At 60.7% G+C, this 18,469-nt stretch carries 17 protein-coding genes; 12 read left to right on the top strand and 5 right to left on the bottom strand.

All coding sequences use genetic code 11. The features are described from left to right. Window positions 1–71 precede the first annotated feature (71 nt). From ACIQUH_RS06530 to ACIQUH_RS06570, 9 genes are all read left to right on the top strand, one after another. Window positions 72–845 carry an N-formylglutamate amidohydrolase gene (locus tag ACIQUH_RS06530; protein WP_400813266.1) on the top strand — a complete coding sequence of 258 codons (774 nt, stop codon included), beginning with the start codon at window positions 72–74 and terminating at the stop codon, window positions 843–845. A gap of 214 nt (window positions 846–1,059) precedes the next feature. Continuing rightward, on the top strand, window positions 1,060–2,574 hold the full coding sequence (locus ACIQUH_RS06535) for an amino acid permease (protein WP_400813267.1): 1,515 nt from the start codon (window positions 1,060–1,062) through the stop codon (window positions 2,572–2,574). Window positions 2,575–2,638: 64 nt separating this feature from the next. Continuing rightward, the gene (locus tag ACIQUH_RS06540; RefSeq protein WP_400813268.1) at window positions 2,639–4,006 is read left to right on the top strand and encodes a glutamine synthetase family protein; all 1,368 of its coding nucleotides are present in this window, start codon (window positions 2,639–2,641) and stop codon (window positions 4,004–4,006) included. Window positions 4,007–4,024: 18 nt separating this feature from the next. Next, window positions 4,025–5,413, top strand: a complete 1,389-nt coding sequence (locus ACIQUH_RS06545; protein WP_400813269.1) for an aldehyde dehydrogenase family protein — start codon at window positions 4,025–4,027, stop codon at window positions 5,411–5,413. Next, on the top strand, window positions 5,410–6,555 hold the full coding sequence (locus ACIQUH_RS06550; protein ID WP_269340613.1) for an iron-containing alcohol dehydrogenase: 1,146 nt from the start codon (window positions 5,410–5,412) through the stop codon (window positions 6,553–6,555). Before ACIQUH_RS06545 ends, ACIQUH_RS06550 begins: the two co-directional genes overlap by 4 nt. A 12-nt stretch (window positions 6,556–6,567) precedes the next feature. Next, window positions 6,568–6,948, top strand: coding sequence for a hypothetical protein (locus ACIQUH_RS06555; RefSeq protein WP_400813270.1), 381 nt, complete (start codon window positions 6,568–6,570; stop codon window positions 6,946–6,948). Between the two features lie 165 nt (window positions 6,949–7,113). Then, a complete protein-coding gene (locus ACIQUH_RS06560) occupies window positions 7,114–7,830 on the top strand; it encodes an AAA family ATPase (RefSeq protein WP_400813271.1) in 717 nt (238 codons plus the stop codon). Between the two features lie 148 nt (window positions 7,831–7,978). Continuing rightward, window positions 7,979–8,626: a TetR/AcrR family transcriptional regulator gene (locus ACIQUH_RS06565; RefSeq protein ID WP_400813272.1), complete on the top strand. Its 648-nt coding sequence runs from the start codon at window positions 7,979–7,981 to the stop codon at window positions 8,624–8,626. A 46-nt stretch (window positions 8,627–8,672) separates the two neighbouring features. Then, a complete protein-coding gene (locus ACIQUH_RS06570; protein WP_400813273.1) occupies window positions 8,673–9,878 on the top strand; it encodes an MFS transporter in 1,206 nt (401 codons plus the stop codon). A 65-nt stretch (window positions 9,879–9,943) separates the two neighbouring features. On the opposite strand, the gene ACIQUH_RS06575 is transcribed toward ACIQUH_RS06570, so the two are convergent. Beyond that, window positions 9,944–11,338, bottom strand: a complete 1,395-nt coding sequence (locus ACIQUH_RS06575) for a L,D-transpeptidase family protein (protein ID WP_400813275.1) — start codon at window positions 11,336–11,338, stop codon at window positions 9,944–9,946. Between the two features lie 155 nt (window positions 11,339–11,493). Between ACIQUH_RS06575 and ACIQUH_RS06580 the strand changes: the two genes are divergently transcribed. The 3 genes from ACIQUH_RS06580 to ACIQUH_RS06590 all read left to right on the top strand — a co-directional run bounded on the left by ACIQUH_RS06580 (window position 11,494) and on the right by ACIQUH_RS06590 (window position 13,172). Further along, window positions 11,494–12,327: an aldose 1-epimerase family protein gene (locus ACIQUH_RS06580; protein ID WP_400813276.1), complete on the top strand. Its 834-nt coding sequence runs from the start codon at window positions 11,494–11,496 to the stop codon at window positions 12,325–12,327. 117 nt (window positions 12,328–12,444) lie between these two features. Continuing rightward, complete coding sequence (locus ACIQUH_RS06585) at window positions 12,445–12,783, top strand: TIGR01244 family sulfur transferase (protein WP_046798035.1); 339 nt, start codon at window positions 12,445–12,447, stop codon at window positions 12,781–12,783. A gap of 47 nt (window positions 12,784–12,830) precedes the next feature. Continuing rightward, the gene (locus tag ACIQUH_RS06590) at window positions 12,831–13,172 is read left to right on the top strand and encodes a RidA family protein (RefSeq protein WP_400813277.1); all 342 of its coding nucleotides are present in this window, start codon (window positions 12,831–12,833) and stop codon (window positions 13,170–13,172) included. A 303-nt stretch (window positions 13,173–13,475) separates the two neighbouring features. Here ACIQUH_RS06590 and ACIQUH_RS06595 read toward each other — a convergent pair whose 3' ends face one another. From ACIQUH_RS06595 to ACIQUH_RS06610, 4 genes are all read right to left on the bottom strand, one after another. After that, window positions 13,476–14,240, bottom strand: a complete 765-nt coding sequence (locus ACIQUH_RS06595; RefSeq protein ID WP_400813278.1) for a HugZ family protein — start codon at window positions 14,238–14,240, stop codon at window positions 13,476–13,478. 195 nt (window positions 14,241–14,435) lie between these two features. Further along, window positions 14,436–16,103, bottom strand: coding sequence for a thiamine pyrophosphate-binding protein (locus ACIQUH_RS06600; RefSeq protein WP_400813279.1), 1,668 nt, complete (start codon window positions 16,101–16,103; stop codon window positions 14,436–14,438). Further along, complete coding sequence (locus ACIQUH_RS06605; RefSeq protein WP_400813280.1) at window positions 16,100–17,302, bottom strand: CaiB/BaiF CoA transferase family protein; 1,203 nt, start codon at window positions 17,300–17,302, stop codon at window positions 16,100–16,102. The genes ACIQUH_RS06600 and ACIQUH_RS06605 overlap by 4 nt, the downstream gene beginning before the upstream one ends. A 169-nt stretch (window positions 17,303–17,471) precedes the next feature. After that, window positions 17,472–18,452, bottom strand: coding sequence for a lysophospholipase (locus tag ACIQUH_RS06610; RefSeq protein WP_400813456.1), 981 nt, complete (start codon window positions 18,450–18,452; stop codon window positions 17,472–17,474). Between the last annotated feature and the right edge of the window lie 17 nt (window positions 18,453–18,469).

Genomic DNA, 18,469 nt, shown 5'->3' on the forward strand with positions numbered 1-18,469 from the left:
ACACTCGCGATAATGTGAAGAATTCTTTTCGCCATTGACGGGGCAGCGGGGTTTCCGGGCGGGGTTCGTGCATGACGGTGCGGTCACGGTTTTTCACAGAAGCGGAAGGGCAGGCCGTCGGCGTCGAGAATGCTGCGGGGAAGGGCGATGTCCTTCTCGTCTGCGAACATGCCTCCGCCACCATTCCGCAAAAATACGGAACATTGGGTCTTTCACCCGAAGTGCTTTCGAGCCATGCGGCCTGGGATCCGGGTGCTCTGGCCGTTGCCCGGCTGCTTTCGGAAAAGTTTGACGCCACGCTCGTTTATCAGCGGTTTTCGCGCCTCGTCTATGATTGCAACCGGCCGCCCGAATCGCCTTCCGCCATGCCGGTGAAAAGCGAGATTTACGATATTCCCGGCAATTTCGATCTTAGCGAAGCGGAGCGGTTTGCCCGCACGTCGGCGCTTTATGTGCCGTTTCACGATCGGGTGAGCGAGATCATCGCCGCGCGGCAGGCGGATGGCCGCAGGGTGGTGGTGGTGACCATCCACAGTTTCACGCCGGTTTATCACGGCCGGTTCCGAAAGGTTGAGATCGGCATCCTGCACGATAGCGACAGCCGCCTCGCGGATGCGATGCTGGCAGGCGCCGAAGGGTCCTCGCTCACGGTCAATCGCAACGATCCCTATGGCCCGGAAGACGGTGTGACGCATACGCTGCGGCTGCATGCGCTGCCGGACGGGCTTTTGAACGTCATGATCGAGATCCGCAACGATCTCGTCACCAATGAAGGAGAGCAGGCGGCAATTGCCGCTTTTCTCCACGAGCTTATGGGGAAGGCGCTCTCATCGATCGATGAGTGAGGGAGCTATGGCCGGCCGATGGTGAAAACACCGGGGCCGGCTGCCAAATGAGACTGCCGCCATTCAAAAAAGCCGACAAGGCGCGAAGCGGCAAGGGAACAGCAAGTGCGTGCGGCCAATCGCGGGAAATCTCCCGGGTGAAGCCAAAAACTGGGGCACAATCGGCCAATAACGGCTGACTGGCTTGTTTTTTTCTTATTCAGGAGAGAAGGGCATGGACAGTTCATCGTCAGGCGTCAGCTACAAGAAGGCTGATGCATCCTATTTCGAAAAACGCGGACTATCCCGTTATGCGGGCGTGTGGTCGCTCTGGTCGCTCGGCGTCGGCGCGGTCATATCAGGGCATTTTTCCGGATGGAATTTCGGCTTTTCCACCGGCGGCTGGGGCGGCATGCTGGTGGCGGGCATCATCATCGCCATCATGTATCTCGGGCTGACATTTTCCATCGCGGAAATGAGTCCGGCGCTTCCGCATACCGGTGCGGCCTATTCCTTCGCCCGCACGGCCATGGGTCCCTGGGGCGGCTTCATCACCGGGCTTTGCGAGAATGTCGAATATGTGCTGACGCCGGCGGTCGTCGTCACCTTCATCACCGCCTATGTGAACTCCATTCTCGGCCTTGATCCTGCCTATTCACCCTTCGTGTGGATAGCGTTTTACGCGATCTTTCTGGCGCTCAACGTCTTCGGGCTTGAGCTTTCCTTCAAGGTGACGCTGGTTATCACACTGATTTCGCTTACTGTTCTGGTGTTCTTCTGGATCAGCGCCATTCCCAACATCGATTTTTCGCGTTTCGCGCTCAATATCGGTGTCGGACCTGACGGCAAGGCGGTGGAACTGGCAGAGGGCGGCGGTTCCTTTTTCCCCTTCGGCTTCTCGGGCGTTCTCGCCACGCTGCCTTTCGCGGTCTGGCTTTTCCTCGCCATCGAGCAGCTGCCGCTGGCGGCGGAAGAATCGGTCGATCCGAAACGCGACATGCCGAAGGGCATCATCCTCGGCATGGTGACGCTGATGGTTTCGGCTTTCATGATCGTGCTGCTCAACCCGTCCCTGCCGGGCGTCGGCGCCTTCCATCTCGGTTCGTCGCTGGAGCCGCTGCTTGATGGTTTCAAGGCGATCTACGGCGATGGCGGCGTTGTGCTGCTCGGTCTCGTTGCGCTTACCGGCCTGATCGCCAGCTTCCATACGATCCTCTACGCGCAGGGCCGGCAGATCTATTCGCTTTCCCGTGCGGGTTATTTCCCAACCGTGCTGTCGATTACCCATTCCAAATACCGCACGCCATATGTGGCCAATATTTCCGGCGCGATTGTCGGTCTTGCGGTCATGCTCGTCATCTGGTTCGCGCTGGGTGCGGAACAGGGCGGCAGCATCATCGGCAGCGTGCTTTTGAACATGGCGGTGTTCGGTGCGATGTTCTCCTACATCATGCAGGCGATCTCCTTCATCCTGCTGCGGAAGAACCTGCCGCATATAGAGCGGCCGTTCCGCTCGCCCTTCGGCATTCCGGGCGCGGTGCTGACGATCATCATCGCCATCATCACGCTGCTCTACCAGATCCAGGACCCGAACTTCACCAAGGGCGTGCTCTGGGTAGCGGTCTGGTTCGCCGTGGCGATCGCCTATTTCGCCTTTGTCGGACGCCACCGCCTCATCCTGTCGCCGGAAGAGGAATTCGCGCTGGAGCACAAGCAGGCTGCGGTTGCCGCAGCGGCTGCAAAGGCCTGATGCTTAAACAAACGGGCGGCCGTCTTCCGGCCGCCCGGTCGCCACAATAAAGGGAACGGACAAAATGACGAGCTACACATTCGACGCGCTTAAGATGGATGTCGCCGAAGGGCGCATCGACACGGTTCTGGCCTGCCTTGTCGACATGCAGGGGCGTCTGATGGGCAAAAGGTTTCAGGCGGAGTTCTTCGTTGAAAGCGCCTATGAGGAAACCCATAGCTGCAATTACGTGCTTGCCACCGACATGGAGATGGAAACCGTTCCCGGTTACAAATCCTCCAGCTGGGAAAAGGGGTATGGCGATTATGTGCTGAAACCCGATCTTTCGACGCTGCGGCGCGTGCCGTGGCTGGAAGGTACGGCGCTGGTGCTGTGCGACGTGCTCGATCATCACACCCACGAAGAGGTGCCGCATTCGCCGCGCGCGCTGCTGAAAAAGCAGGTGGCGCGGCTGGAGGCCATGGGGCTGAAAGCCTTCATGGCGACCGAGCTGGAATTCTTCCTGTTCGACCAGACCTTCGATGCGGCGCGCGCCAACGGCTACAAGGGGCTGAACCTCGCCAGCGGTTACAACGAGGATTACCATATCTTCCAGACGACCAAGGAAGAGGATGTCATGCGAGCGCTGCGCAAGGGCCTGCAGGGCGCCGGCATTCCGGTCGAAAACTCCAAGGGTGAGGCGTCTCCCGGCCAGGCGGAAATCAATGTGCGTTATGCCGATGCGCTGACCATGGCCGACCGGCACGCCATCATCAAAAACGCTACCAAGGAGATCGCCTGGTCCAAGGGCAAGGCGGTGACCTTCCTCGCCAAGTGGAACTATAATGCCGCCGGCAGCTCCTCGCATATTCACCAGTCGCTGTGGAGCCTCGACGGCAAGACGCCGGCCTTCCTCGACAAGGACGCCAAGCACGGCATGTCGGAACTGATGCGGCATTATGTTGCCGGGCTTCTGGCCCATGCCAGCGAGATCACCTATTTTCTGGCGCCCTACATCAATTCCTACAAGCGCTTCATGGCCGGCACGTTTGCGCCCACCAAGGCGATCTGGAGCCTCGACAACCGCACGGCGGGATATCGTCTATGCGGCGAAGGTACCAAGGGCATCCGCATCGAATGCCGTGTCGGCGGATCCGATCTCAATCCCTATCTCGCCATGGCGGCTTTGCTTGCGGCAGGCATTGACGGCATCGAAAATAAACTCGAACTTGAGCCCGCTTTTGTCGGTGATGCCTATGGCGGCAAGGATGTGCGCGAGATACCCAAGACCCTGCGTGACGCCACCGCGTTTCTGGACGGATCGGCAATGCTGCGCAACGCCTTTGGCGACGATGTGATCGATCACTACGTCCATGCCGGACGGTGGGAACAGGAAGAATACGACCGCCGCGTGACCGACTGGGAAGTGGCGCGCGGTTTCGAACGAGCCTAATCATTACGGGAAAACATCATGACCATGATCCAGAATATCTCGCCCATCGACGGCTCGGTTTATGCCGAGCGGGAGGCGATGTCGCTGGAGGCGGCGCGGGCCGCCGTTTCGAAGGCGCGCAAGGCGCAAAAGGACTGGGCGCGGCGTCCGCTAGAGGACCGCGTTCAGCTGGTTCTGAAGGGTGTCGCCCGCCTCAATGAAATGGTGGCGGAGGTGGTGCCGGAACTGGCGCATATGATGGGCCGTCCGGTGCGTTACGGCGGCGAGTTCAAGGGCTTCAACGAGCGCTCCAACTATGTCGCCTCCATCGCCGCCGATGCGCTGGCGCCGCTCGTCATCGAGGAAAGCGGCAATTTCGAACGCCGCATCGAGCGCGAGGCGCATGGCGTCGTTTTCGTCATCGCGCCCTGGAACTATCCATATATGACGGCGATCAACACCGTCGCACCCGCCTTGATGGCCGGCAATACGGTTGTCATTAAACATGCGGCGCAGACGCTTCTCGTCGGCGAACGTATGGTGCGGGCTTTCGTCGAGGCCGGCGTGCCCGAAGACGTCTTCATCAATGTCTTCCTCGACCATGGCACCACCTCGGCGCTGATTTCCGAAGGCCTGTTCAATTTCGTCAATTTCACCGGTTCGGTGGAAGGCGGCAGGGCCATCGAGCGCGCCGCTGCCGGCACCTTTACCGGTCTCGGGCTCGAGCTTGGTGGCAAGGATCCCGGTTATGTGATGGAGGATGCCGATCTCGACGCTGCTGTCGATACGCTGATGGATGGCGCCACCTATAATTCCGGGCAATGCTGCTGCGGTATCGAGCGTATCTACGTCAACGAAAACCTCTATGACGAATTCGTCGAGAAGTCGGTGGCATGGGTGTCCAATTACAAGCTCGGCAATCCGCTGGAACAGGAAACGACGCTCGGACCGATGGCCAACAAGCGTTTCGCCAAGGTGGTGCGTGCGCAGATCGCTGACGCCGTTGCCAAGGGTGCGAAGGCACTGGTCGATCCGAAGCAGTTTCCCGCCGATGACGGCGAGAGCGCTTATGTCGCGCCGCAGGTCCTCGTCAATGTCGATCATTCCATGGAGTTCATGACCGAAGAAACCTTCGGTCCGGCCCTTGGCATCATGAAGGTCAAGAATGACGACGAAGCCATCGCGCTGATGAATGACAGCAAATACGGCCTGACTGCGTCGCTGTGGACGCAGGATGCCGCCCGCGCGGGACGGATCGGCCGCGAGATCGAAACCGGCACCGTGTTCATGAACCGTGCGGATTATCTCGATCCGGCACTTTGCTGGACCGGTGTGAAGGAGACAGGCCGAGGCGGCTCGCTCTCCGTCCTCGGTTTCCAGAACCTGACCCGTCCGAAATCCTACCATCTGAAGAAAGTCACGAAATGAACATCGTCGCCAACTGGAGCTATCCCACTGCCGTCAAGCTTGGCCGTGGCCGGATCAAGGAACTGGCGGAAGCCTGCAAGACGCTCGGCATCAAAAAGCCGCTTCTCGTCACGGATCGCGGCCTTGCCAATATGGCGATCACCGCGCATGCCCTAGACGTGCTGGAAGAGGCAGGCCTCGGCCGGGCGATCTTTGCCGAGGTCGATCCGAACCCCAACGAAATCAACATGGAAGCGGGTGTTAAGGTCTATCGCGATGGCGGCCATGACGGTGTCGTGGCCTTCGGCGGCGGCTCTGGTCTCGATCTTGGCAAGACCATCGCCTTCATGGCCGGGCAGACGCGTCCGGTCTGGGATTTCGAGGATATCGGCGACTGGTGGACTCGGGCGGACGCTTCCAAGATCGCGCCCATCGTCGCGGTTCCGACGACGGCGGGCACCGGTTCGGAAGTCGGCCGCGCCAGTGTCATCACCAATTCCAAGACGCATGTGAAGAAAATCATCTTCCATCCGAAGCTGCTGCCCGGCGTCGTCATCTGCGATCCGGAACTGACGGTCGGCATGCCGAAGGTCATCACGGCCGGCACGGGCATGGATGCCTTTGCCCATTGCCTCGAGGCCTATTCGTCGCCGTTCTTCCATCCGATGAGCGCCGGCGTGGCGCTGGAGGGGCTGCGGCTCGTCAAGGAATTCCTGCCGCGCGCCTATAAGGACGGCACGGATATCGAGGCCCGCACCAACATGATGGCGGCGGCGGCGATGGGGGCGGTTGCCTTCCAGAAGGGTCTTGGAGCCATCCACTCGCTGTCGCATCCGATCGGAGCCGTCTACAACACCCATCACGGTATGACCAATGCCGTGGTCATGCCGGCGGTGCTGCGCTTCAATCGCCCGGCCATCGAAGACAAGATCGCCCGTGCGGCCGCCTATCTCGGCATTTCCGGCGGGTTCGATGGCTTCTATGACTATGTGCTGGAGCTTCGCAAGGAACTCGGCGTGCCGGAAAACCTGACTGCCATGGGAATCAAGCCGGACCGGATCGACGAGCTCGCGGCAGAAGCGATCAAGGATCCGAGCTGCGGCGGCAATCCGGTGCCGATGACGCTGGAAAATACCAGGAAGTTGTTCGAGGATTGCTTTTAAAGGGTGGGCAGAGTGACTGCGAGATTCTCATTTTTTTCGTCACTGATCGCGGTGGCTTTGTTGGGGTCGCCCGTCGTTGCGCAGGCTGCTTCTTTTAAGGAACTTTCAGGGCAGGGCTACAAAGTCGGAGCCCTCTCGAGCAACAAGGCGGGTATTCGGGGCTGGAACCTGTCTAAAGGTTCTGACCGCTATTTTTGCGAGATGCGCGCGACCATGGCCTATTCCGGAAAGAATGGCATGGTGTCCTTTACCAGTGCCGGGCGCATGATTTCGCTTGATCGCAATACCGTTGAGAAGAGGCTGGGCGGTTCTCTGAATCTGCCCAAATATGAAGATCTCAAAGCCGGTCGGCTGCGGGCGGACGATGTGGGTTCCTGCCGCAAGTTGACGTAATCCACTGAACTGGAAGAAGCCCGCGTTACAAATCGCGGGCTTTTTGTTGCCCGGCATAACCGTTCTTAGCCATTTGTTAACCCTGTTCGTTAAGATTGTGGAAAGCACCATGAGGGCGTCGGTGCGTGAATGAGCATGAAACGGCTCTGACCAACAGGGGGTATCATGTCAGTCATCACTTTTGCCAATACCAAGGGCGGTGCGGGGAAAACCACGGCCGTGCTGCTTCTGGCAACCGAACTGGCCCGCAGCGGCCACCGCGTGACGGTTCTTGATGCCGATCCGCAATTGTGGATTTCCCGCTGGCACGACTTATCCGGCGAGATCGAAAATCTCTCGGTGATTTCGCATGTGACGATGGCTTCGCTCGAGGGCCATATTCGCGAGAATAGAACCAATACCGACTGTTTCATCATCGACCTGCCAGGCGCGAAAACGCCGCTTCTGACCATGGCGCTCGGTATCTCCGATCATGTGCTGATCCCGGTTCAGGGCTCGGCCATGGATGCGCGGGGTGCCGCCGAAGTGCTCGATCACATCGAATTCCTGAACTGCAGGATGGGCAAGGAGATCGCCCATTCCATCGTGCTGACGCGGGTCAATGCCATGGTGGCGACGCGGTCGCTGCTGCTCGTCAAGATGCTGCTCGCCGAAAAGAACGTCTCCGTGCTCAACACGGCGATTGTCGAGCGGGCGGCCTATCGTGATATTTTCGATTATGGCGGCACGCTCCTCTGTCTCGATAAGGACAAGGTCAGCAATACCGACAAAGCTGTGGAGAATGCGAAAGCTTTCGCCGATGAGGTTGCTGCGCTTATGCCGAAACGCCTGTCGCGGCTCGGAACGCAGCCCGGACGTCTTTTCACCCGCAAGGCCGCCTGAGCTTTTGCTTCGACTGACCGTATGTTCTTGCGGCGTCATCGCCAGATTTCCTGGATAAATTTCCCTGCAAATGATTGTCGGGGAGGGCGCGTCATCAGGCTCTTCCCATTGGCTCGTCACGGGGCGAATTTTTTTGCTTGATTTGGAAATGATCGTTTCCTATATTGCGGCCATGACCAATACGACCCGCACCCATGCTCAGGAACAGCGCCATCGCGGCCGGCCACGCGAGTTCGATCTCGATCGTGCGCTTGACGGCGCGATCCGTGTTTTTTCCCGGCGCGGTTACCACGCCACCTCGGTCGGTGATCTCACCGACGCGATGGAGTTGGCGCAGGGCAGTCTCTACAAGGCCTTCAAGGACAAGAAAGCCATCTTCATCGCCACGATGGAGCGCTACAGGATCGTGCAGACCGAACGTTTCGAGGCGGCGGTGGCCGGTGGCGAGACCGGTTATGAGCGTCTGAGAGCGGGCCTCATGTTTTATGCCGAACGATCCCATGGCGGTGTGGGCTCGGATGGGTGTCTGGTGGTGGGTGCGGCTGCCGATCTGGCTGCCCTGGATGACGACATTGCCGTCGTGGTCGAGCGGGCGGTGAAGGCGAGGGAACGAATCGTCGCCCGTATCATCACCGAAGGGCAGAAGGATGGTTCGGTGCACTCGAAGGCCGACCCGGATGATCTTGCCCGCGCGATGCTGTGCATGATGTACGGCATGCGCGTGGTGGGAAAAACCGGGCGCAGCCTCAAGGACATGGTGACCGTGGTGGATATCGCCATGAAGCTTGCCGATTGATTTTGTGACTATTTAGGAAACATTCGTTTCCATATTGGAGAAAATGATGACGACGCGTGTAATTGACGGGGATGATGTCGAGACAACATCCATTTCCCCGGCCCTGACTTTTTTGCTGGCGACAGCCTGCGGGTTGATTGCAGCCAATCTTTATTATGGTCAGCCGCTTGCCGGCATTATCGGCACGGAGCTTGGTCTTTCCGCCGGCGCGACTGGCCTGATCGTGACGCTGACGCAGATCGGTTATGGTATCGGCCTGCTGTTTGTCGTGCCGCTTGGTGATCTCATTGAAAACCGCAAGCTGGTGGTCAGTTCGGTCTCCATGGCGGTGTTGTCGCTCGCCGCCGCGGCGTTTGCGCCGCATGCGGCGCCGTTCCTGATCGCCGCCTTTCTGGTCGGCGTCAGTTCTGTGGCGGTGCAGGTCATCGTCCCCTATGCCGCTCATATGGCGCCGCACGCCATTCGCGGGCGCGTGGTCGGCAATGTCATGAGCGGGCTGATGGCCGGCATCATGCTGGCTCGGCCGGTTTCCAGCCTGTTGTCGGAAGTGGTTTCCTGGCGCGGCGTCTTTCTGACGTCGGCGGCGGTCATGGCGCTTCTTGCCGTGGTGCTTTTCCGGCTTCTGCCCGTCCGCATGCCCGAGGCGCGGCTGAGTTATGGCGCGTTGATGGCCTCGATGGGCAGGCTTGCCCTGCACACACCGATCCTGCGGCGGCGGGCGATCTACCACGCTTTCCTCTTTGCCGCCTTCAGCCTGTTCTGGACGACGACGCCGCTTTATCTGAGCGGGCCGCATTTCAATCTCAGCCAGGGCGAGATCGCGCTCTTCGCGCTTGCCGGTGCAGCCGGCACCGTGGCGGCACCGATTGCCGGGCGGATGGCCGATCGTGGCTGGACGCGTGTCGCAACCCTCTTTGCACTGGTGGCGGTGGCGCTCTCCTTCGCCGTTACGCATCTGGTACCTGAAGGCTCGCATCTGGCGCTCGCCATTCTGGTCGTCGCAGCCATCGTTCTGGATTTCGGCGTCACCACCAATCTGGTGCTCGGCCAGCGCGCGATCTTCACGCTCGGGGCGGAATTCCGCAGCCGTCTGAACGGCATCTATATGGCGACGTTCTTCATGGGCGGCGCCATCGGCTCCGCCGTGGGCGGCTGGGCCTATGCGGTCGGTGAATGGAGCGCCGCCTCATGGATCGGTTTTGCGTTGCCGGTGGCCGCCCTGTTCTATTTCCTCACGGAAAAGCGCGGATAAAGCCCCATCAACGAAAAAGCCCGGCGGACCGCAATCCGCCGGGCTTTTCCTTTTCTTGCCGTCGATTATTCCGCGAATTCGACCACAACGCCCGGCCGGACCATCTTCGCCAGTTCCGTCGCATCCCAGTTGGTCAGGCGGATACAGCCGTGGCTGTTGGTCTTGCCGATTTTGGAGGGTTCCGGCGTGCCGTGAATGCCGTAGGTCGGTTTCGACAGGGCGATCCAGACCGTACCGACGGGGCCGTTCGGGCCCGGCGGGATCTGCAGGATTTTGTCGTTCTGACCCTGCTTGAAGTTGATCTTCGGATTATAGGTGTAGCCGGGATTGAGCGCGATCCGCTCGACCGTATGAGTGCCGCTTGGCGAAGGCGTATCCGTGGAGCCGATGGTGGCGGGATAGGCGGCGATCAGATTGCCGTCCTGACCGTAAGCGAAGACCTGCTTGATGCCCTTATGCGCGACGATGCGGGCTACCTGTCCCTTTTTCGTCTCGCCCGGATTGACGACCTTGATGATGGTGCCGGGCACGGAGAAATCGATGCCGGGGTTCAGTTCCTTCAGATAGTTCTCGTCCATGTGGAAGCGTTCGGCGAGCGCTTCCGAAGTCGAGGTAAAGGAGAGCGCGGGCAGCTGCGATTTCTCGGCATAGTCGTCCGGGATGGAGGCGACATAGGGGCCGGCGGCGTCGGCGGCGGTGATGGTGTAGTCGACAATAGGCATGCCGCCGGAAGCGCGCAGACGCTCCAGAATGTCATCGGAATTGTTGGGGTCGAGCTTTTCGCCGGTCATGTCCTGCCAGGCGGCAATCGCCTTGTTGACGTTGTCGCCCATCTTGCCGTCGATGACGCCGGGCGAGATGCCCTCGCGGTCGAGGAAGGTCTGGAGAGCGACGATCTCCTGCCGGGAGCGGTTGACCGGCGTCGTCACCGGCGTATGCCGCTCTATCAGGTGATCGGGCTGCGGAACGGCGGCCGTGGTGGTTTCGCCGGGCATCGGCTGGCCAAGCGGCCCGCTTTCCACCGCGCCGGGTGCGGGAACGGAACCGGTATAGAAATTCTCGTCGGAGCCATCGCCGCGATATTCGCGGTAATCGCGCACGCTACCATTGTCCTGGTAACCATAGTCGCGCTGCGGCTCGCGGTACTGGCCGCCGGGGGCGGGCGGATAATAGGTGGTGTCGCGCTGCTGGCGCACCTGCTGCCTTTGCTGCTGGTAACCGGAGGGCATTTCGGTGGCAAGCAGGTTGCCGTACTGGTCGTAAAACACCGTGCGTCCCATCGCATCGCGGCTGATGACGATATCGCCGCGCTCCGGCATGAAATCGAGCACGCGACCGTCCGGCGTGACCAGCATCGTCTGCTGATCGCCATAACGCTGCTGCGCGCCAGCCTGTAGCGGGGCGAAAACCGACGCCAGCGCGACCGTCAGACCCAGAGCTGCGTTAAGAAACTGTTTCACGATTCTGCTATCCCTTGCTTGTTCACCGATAAACACACCGCAATCTTGACCCTATTGTGAAAAAGGTGAATTCGCGGTTAATGCAATCTTAATTTCCGTCACGACTAGTAGCGTTTCCGTGATTCATGCGTTTTTACTGCCACAGGGAGGTTGTCTTGCGTTCGTTTCAGGCCGGCAGATCGCCACGCATTTTCCTCGATGAAACTTCCGTTTTCGATATCGGCGCCTGCGTCGTCGATGGCGTCGACATCGCGCCCGGCCGCGCCATTCCCGACGATGGCGATACGCGCATCGATCATTCGCTGGAAGGCTTTCTCTTCACCTGCGGTCCCGACCATATCCGTCATCCGGAGCCGATCGATGGTGATCGCGAGGGGCGTCGGTATCCCTTGCATGGCTCCTTCTCCTCACATCCCGCGACCATCATCGCCTTCGACGTTCATGAGACCAATGCGCTGGCGCGCGTCGAGGTTCCCGTGAAGCTTGCCGATGGTGGCGCAGCGCTTCTGGAGCGGACATGGCGTATCGATGGTGAAAGCGGCGAAGTCAGTCTCGATGACAGGATCGTCAATATGTCGGGGCGGCCGATCCCGGTCTTTCTGATGTATCATATGAATATCGGTGCCCGCCTGTTTGACGATGCCGTGCGGCTTGAAGGCGCGATGCTGGATGGTGGCGGCCATGGCTGGCGGTTTGGCGAGGAGCCGGGCAATGTCTTCTGCGTTCCCGCCGGCAATGATGAATGGGTGGAATTGAAGCTTGGCCCGATTGCGGCCATCGGCGGAAAGACGCTGACCGTCGGTTTTCGCACCGAGACCTTGCCCTATCTGCAGATGTGGCGGAACCAGCAGGACCCGGCCAATGTGCTCGGCATCGAACCGGTTTCGCATCGCTGGGTGGGGCGGAGCGAGCTTGAGGCGGCCGGCGAGTTCAATATTCTCCAGCCAGGCGAAAGCCGTTCCTTCGGCCTGCGCTTTTCCATCCTCTGAGCCGTACCGAATGAAGATGTCCCGTCATTGACGCAGGGGTTTTGACCGCTTACATCGGATGCGGATTTCACGGATGACAGCCAGCGGCGCGGACGCCGGTTTCAGCGGAGGCATGACATGGATATCAGGCGCATAGACGACGAATATTCGGTAACGGGTCAGATCAGCGTCGCCGATCTGGATGAGGTGAAGGCACTCGGCTTCAAGTCGATCGTCTGCCACCGCCCTGACGGCGAAGAAGACGGCCAGCCGCTTTTCGCCGATATTGCCGAGCGTGCCGAGCAGCTCGGCCTCACCATCATGCATGTGCCGGTCGGCCGTTATGGCGTCGATGCCGATGCCGTTGCCGGCATGGTGGATGCGCTGGACGAATTGCAGCGCCCGATGCTCGGCTATTGCCGTTCCGGCGCGCGCTCCACGGCGATCTACGAAAAGACCCATCACCTGCGCGGCTGATTTTCCGCGCATCTTCGATTTTTAATGCCAATCAACAGGAGTTTTCCATGACCATCAAGCGTATCGAGCCCGGCAAGCGCATGAGCGGCGCCGTCGTTCACGGCAACACCGTTTATCTGGCCGGCCAGGTTGGCGAAGGTACCAGCGTGACGGAACAGAGCAAGTCGGCTCTCGCTGAAGTCGAGCGCCTGCTGACCGCTGCCGGTTCCGACAAGTCGAAGATCCTGCAGACCATCATCTACCTCTCCGACATGTCCACCTTCGGCGAAATGAACGCCGTCTGGGAAGGCTGGATCGACCCGGCAAACCCGCCGGCCCGCGCCACCAGCGAAGCAGCGCTGGCAACGCCGGACTACAAGGTTGAATTCATCGTGACCGCTGCTCTGTGAGCAATGGACTGATTTATGAGAAAGGCCGGGTCGCGGAAGCGGCCCGGCCTTTTTCGTTGAAAAATCGCTTGCACCTACGGTCGTCATCCTCGGGCTCGATCCGAGGATCCACTCTACGTCGCGGCCATGGATCCTCGCCTCAAGGGCGAGGATGACGGGAGGTGAGACGGGCGAGCGATAAGCGAGAGAAGGGAGAAGGAAGAGGGAAGAGGGAAGAGCAGTTGAGGAGTGAGGAGAGCGAGGGTGAGCTCTGAGAGTTCCAGATTGGCCGGATTCTCTTTCCATCTGAATCGCTTGAACCCTTCACTTCAAAAGCTGGGCAAGCGCCTTCTCAAACTGCTTCAACGTCGTCACCCGTTCCGCAAACCACAGCCGCGCCAGATCGCCTGCCGAAGCAAGATCGACGCCATCAGGGTCGATGGAGGTGATCGTCCAGCGGCCGGTCTTTGCGCCGGACAGAACCGCCAGCCGGGCCGCTTCGCCCTTGATGGCGTTGAGCCGGGTCGATTCGCTTTCCGCCGCCGCCATCAGTTCATCTGCGCCGGAAAGGTCGGTGCGCAGATCGGCCGGAGTGATGTTGCTGGCATTGCGGGCCGGGCCGCCATTGATCTGCACGCCTTCCGTCCGCAGCCGGTAAAGCCTCGTGTCGGGAAGGGAGAGATAAAGTTTCGCCTTGGGGTAACGGGCGATGTAGCGCTGTCGCGCAAGCGGCACTTCATCCGGGGTGATCTGTTCCGCCTTGCCCACCAGCGTCAGCCGCGGCAGCGTCAGCGCGTCACCCTTGCCAAAAGGGGCGAGCGTCAGCGAGATGCGCGGGTCGGCCTCCATGTTGCGGGCATGCAGTGTCAGTCCGGCTGCGAAGAAGAACGGCGTGCCGTCCGGTTCGATGCCGATATTGGTGGCGGTCGTATAGGGATAACCGCTGACGGTATCGAGCGTGGCGAGCGCTGCCGTGCGGGATGTGTGCAGCACATCGCGGGCCACCCGCACGGCCTCGAAGGGCGCGCCGGCTGAAGGCTCGATCTTCGCGCCGCGTGGAGTGATGACGGGAGGGGCAACATCCGGCATGTCGTTTCCTGATCCAGGGCTGCTGAGAGAAGTGTGGAACCTCTCTGTTCGTCATGCTCGGGCCTGTCCCGAGCATCTGCAACCGATGAATTTTACGATACGTGATTGGACCCTCGTGACAGGCTCGAGGATGACTGGAGCGTCAGGATTTACACCATGCCGGAGCCGTGTCCACCACCAATATCGGCGGCAATGTCAGGCCCGGGTTCTGATCTGCGTCAGCGTGCGCGTCGGCGTGATTGCTTCCGCATCCAGCTTTACCTCGATGATGGCCGGTTTGCCGCTTTCACGCGCCCGCTCGAAGGCGGCGGCGAAGTCTTCCGTTCTTTCCACCGTTTCGCCGTGGCCGCCATAGGCCTTTGCAAAAGCGTTGAAATCCGGATTGACGAGATCGGTGCCGCTGACACGGCCGGGGTATTCCCGCTCCTGATGCATGCGGATCGTGCCATAGGTGCCGTTATTGACCAGCACGGTGATGATCGGCAGGCCATAACGCACGGCGGTGATGAATTCCTGCCCGTGCATCATGAAGCAACCGTCACCGGCAAAGCAGATCACTTCGCGCTCCGGGAACAGATGTTTGGCAGCCACCGCTGCCGGCAGGCCATAACCCATTGAGCCGGATGTCGGAGCCGATTGCGTGTTGTAACGGCGGAAACGGTGGAAGCGGTGCAGCCAGGTGGCATAGTTGCCGGCGCCGTTGGTGAAGATCGCGTCATCAGGCACATTGGCCTCGATCCAGTCCATGATCGGACCCATCTGCACCGCGCCGGGGCCGGTCTGCGGCGGGGTGGACCAAGTGAGGTAAGCCGCATGCATGGCGGCGGTGCGCTCCGCCCATGCGGCGCTGTCGGAAAGCGTGACGGAGGAGAGGGCGGCAACGAAATCATCCGGCGCGGCGCAGATTGCGAGATCGGGACGGTAAACGCGGCCAAGCTCTTCGGCTTCCGGATAGATATGGATGAGTTTCTGCGACGGGTAGGGGATGTCGAGCAGCGTGTAACCGGAAGACGGCATTTCGGAGAGGCGGCCGCCGAGGAGGACCACGAGATCGGCTTCCTTGATCTCTTTGGCCAGCGCCGGGTTGATGCCGATGCCGACGTCGCCCGCATAGGAAGGGCTCAGATGATCGAACAGCATCTGGCGGCGGAAGGAACAGCCGACGGGCAGCTTGTGGTTTTCGGCAAATGCCCGGAAGGTTGCGACGCTCTCCTCCGACCAGCGCGTGCCGCCGATGATGAAGATGGGCCGTTTCGCTTCGCCCAGCATTTTGGCGAAGGCCGCGATCTGTGACGGGCCGGGATGCGCTTCGACGGGCGTGTAGGGCTTTGCCGCAGGTGCTTCGACCTCTTCCACCAGCATGTCTTCGGGCAGCGTCAGCACCACCGGGCCGGGGCGGCCGGAGGTGGCCACAGCGAAGGCGCGGGTGACGAATTCGGGAATGCGGCGGGCATCGTCGATCTCACCCACCCATTTGGCGAATTCGGTGAAGGCGCGGCGATATTCCACCTCCTGAAAGGCCTCGCGCTCGCGGGCCTCGCGCTGCACCTGGCCGATGAACAGGATCATCGGAACGGAATCCTGCCTTGCGATGTGCAGGCCGGCCGAGGCGTTGGTTGCGCCCGGGCCACGGGTCACCATGCAGATGCCGGGTTCGCCGGTCAGCCGGCCCCAGGTGTCGGCCATCATGGCGGCGCCGCCTTCCTGACGGCAGACGACCGTTTCGATGCCGCTTTCATATAGCGCATCCAAAACGGCCAGATAGCTTTCGCCGGGAACGCAGGAAACGCGGGAGACGCCATTGGCCTTCAGCGCTTCGACGATCAACTGTCCGCCTGTTCTTTTCATTCCGGCTGCAGTCATGGCGTGGTGGTCCTTTCGATGTTTTCCAGTTCGGCCAGCACCTGTGCCTGATGTTCGCCGAGCTTCGGGCTCGGGCGCTCATAACGCAGCGGCGTCTGTGACATGATAATGGGTGTCCGCACACCGGGGATGACGGTGCCGTCTTCCGCCTCCAGATCGACGCGGAGGCCGCGCGCCTTCACCTGCGGATCGGCGAACATTTCCTCGATGGAATTGATCGGTCCGGCCGGCACGGCGTTGTTTTCGCAGGCGGTCAGGAGATCGCCCTTCTGCCATTTCAGCGTTTCAGTGGAAACGATCCGCCGAACGTCCGTTTTGTGGGCCACGCGGGCCTTGTTCGTCGCGTAACGTTCGTCGTCGGCAATCGCGCCTATGCCGAGAATGGTGCAGAGACGGCGGAACTGGCCGTCATTGCCAACCGCGAGGATCAGGAAGCCATCGGCCGTCGGCACCACCTCATAGGGGGAAATATTCGGATGGGCATTGCCGAGCCTGACCGGCGGCCTGCCGGAAATCAGGTAATTCATGTTCTGGTTGGCCAGCACGGCCGATTGCACATCGAGAAGCGCCATATCGATATGCTGGCCCTCGCCGGTGCGGATGGCGTGGATCAGGGCCGCCTGAATGGCCGATACGGAATAGATGCCGGTGAAGATATCGGCCACCGCCACGCCGGCCTTCATCGGCTGGCCGTCCGCTTCGCCCGTTATCGACATGAAGCCGGACATGCCCTGAACGATATAGTCATAGCCGGCGAGATTGGCATAAGGCCCGGTCTGGCCGAAGCCGGTGATGGAGCAATAGATCAGCTTCGGATTGAGCGCCTTCAGGCTCTCGTAATCGAGGCCGTATTTGGCAAGCCCGCCACGCTTGAAGTTCTCGATGACGACATCGGCGGTGCGCACCAGCCGGCGCACCAGTTCGCAGCCCTCGGGCGTCTTCAAATCGGCAACGATGGAGCGTTTGCCGCGATTGGTGGCGTGGTAATAGGCGGCGGAAAGGTTTTCGCCATCCGCACCTTCAACGAAGGGCGGTCCCCATGCGCGGGTATCGTCGCCACCCTCGGGGTTTTCCACCTTGATGACGTCAGCGCCCATATCGGCCAACATCTGCCCCGCCCAGGGGCCGGCCAGAACACGCGCCAGCTCGATGACGCGAATGCCTGATAGCGGCGGTTTCCTGTTCGGCATGTCGGTCATCTGTCCCCCGGTGTTTTTCTCTTGCCGGTTTATAGACCGCTGCTTGCCCCGTCGCATGTGATTTTATCTCATGGACTTATTCCGTTTTGGAACGGCACTAAATTGGGGATGACACGGCAGCTTCGACATTCGTTGCGTTCTCGGTGTCCCCTAATTCCGTCATTCCGGCTCAAGGCCGGAATGACGGGGAGGGGGTTTTACTGTCATCCACGACCCGGCCGCACCAGGCGGCGAAATCCGCCGCTACCGCCTGCCAGCCGATCTCGTTCAGCGTCTCGTGCCGCATGCCCTTGTAGATGGTGTGCTCGACATGGCTGAAACCCGCCTCCCGGAAACGCTCGGCCAGCCAGACGATCTCCCTGCCATCATTGGTGGCGGCGTCCTGATCGCCGCTGACCAGCAAAAGCGGCAAGGTCTTCGGCAGGCGTTTGATGAGTTTCGGCGCGCGATAGGAAAGTTCGAAGACATCCTGCCAGAGCGAAACACTGGCCTCGAACTGGCAGAGCGGGTCTTCCACATAGGCGTCCACCGCCGCCTTGTCGTGGCTCAGCCAGTCGGCATGGGTGCGCCTTTCCGGCATTTTCGCGTTCCAGGCGCGGAAGGTCGCTTTCGGCAGGATGGCGCTCGGCACGTCCGAGCCCTTCAGCATTTTTTCAAGCCGCAATACCACCTGCGCGATGCGGCCCATGACGCCGGGATTGAGATTGGAATTCCAGATCGACAGGCCGTCGAAGGCATCCGGATGGCTGACGGCCGCGTTGAGCGCCACGAGGCCGCCCATGGAATGGCCGAACAGGATGATCGGCAGGCCGGGATGTTTTTCTGCGACCATCACGCGCATCGCCATGACATCGGCGACGACCTTTTCCGCGCCGTCCTTCCAGGCGAAGCGGCCGAGCGGCGCATCCGCCGCTTTCGTACGGCCATGGCCGCGATGGTCGTGGGCATAGACCTCGAAGCCCTGTTTCGCCATGACATCGGCAAAACGGCGGTAGCGGCCGGCATGTTCGACGAGGCCGTGGCAGATCATCAGGACGCCGCGCGCGGGGGATAGGGCGGAAGGCTGATACCGGAAGGCGATGGATGCGCCGGAAGGGGCTTCCAGCCTCTGGATCTGGCTGAAGGCGAAATTATCGGTCGTCTCATTCATCATCGCGCCATCGCCTC

The organism is Agrobacterium sp. NPDC090283 (assembly GCF_044769685.1).
GTDB lineage: Bacteria > Pseudomonadota > Alphaproteobacteria > Rhizobiales > Rhizobiaceae > Agrobacterium.

Excerpts from the sequence above, each read along its gene's own strand:
- ACIQUH_RS06610 (WP_400813456.1), bottom strand. The coding sequence starts at position 18,452 with ATGAATGAGACGACCGATAATTTCGCCTTCAGCCAGATCCAGAGGCTG.
- ACIQUH_RS06540 (WP_400813268.1), top strand. The coding sequence starts at position 2,639 with ATGACGAGCTACACATTCGACGCGCTTAAGATGGATGTCGCCGAAGGG.
- ACIQUH_RS06595 (WP_400813278.1), bottom strand. The coding sequence starts at position 14,240 with ATGCCGGATGTTGCCCCTCCCGTCATCACTCCACGCGGCGCGAAGATC.
- ACIQUH_RS06605 (WP_400813280.1), bottom strand. The coding sequence starts at position 17,302 with ATGACCGACATGCCGAACAGGAAACCGCCGCTATCAGGCATTCGCGTC.
- ACIQUH_RS06545 (WP_400813269.1), top strand. The coding sequence starts at position 4,025 with ATGACCATGATCCAGAATATCTCGCCCATCGACGGCTCGGTTTATGCC.
- ACIQUH_RS06600 (WP_400813279.1), bottom strand. The coding sequence starts at position 16,103 with ATGACTGCAGCCGGAATGAAAAGAACAGGCGGACAGTTGATCGTCGAA.
- ACIQUH_RS06590 (WP_400813277.1), top strand. The coding sequence starts at position 12,831 with ATGACCATCAAGCGTATCGAGCCCGGCAAGCGCATGAGCGGCGCCGTC.
- ACIQUH_RS06560 (WP_400813271.1), top strand. The coding sequence starts at position 7,114 with ATGTCAGTCATCACTTTTGCCAATACCAAGGGCGGTGCGGGGAAAACC.
- ACIQUH_RS06550 (WP_269340613.1), top strand. The coding sequence starts at position 5,410 with ATGAACATCGTCGCCAACTGGAGCTATCCCACTGCCGTCAAGCTTGGC.
- ACIQUH_RS06585 (WP_046798035.1), top strand. The coding sequence starts at position 12,445 with ATGGATATCAGGCGCATAGACGACGAATATTCGGTAACGGGTCAGATC.
- ACIQUH_RS06535 (WP_400813267.1), top strand. The coding sequence starts at position 1,060 with ATGGACAGTTCATCGTCAGGCGTCAGCTACAAGAAGGCTGATGCATCC.
- ACIQUH_RS06570 (WP_400813273.1), top strand. The coding sequence starts at position 8,673 with ATGACGACGCGTGTAATTGACGGGGATGATGTCGAGACAACATCCATT.
- ACIQUH_RS06565 (WP_400813272.1), top strand. The coding sequence starts at position 7,979 with ATGATCGTTTCCTATATTGCGGCCATGACCAATACGACCCGCACCCAT.
- ACIQUH_RS06530 (WP_400813266.1), top strand. The coding sequence starts at position 72 with ATGACGGTGCGGTCACGGTTTTTCACAGAAGCGGAAGGGCAGGCCGTC.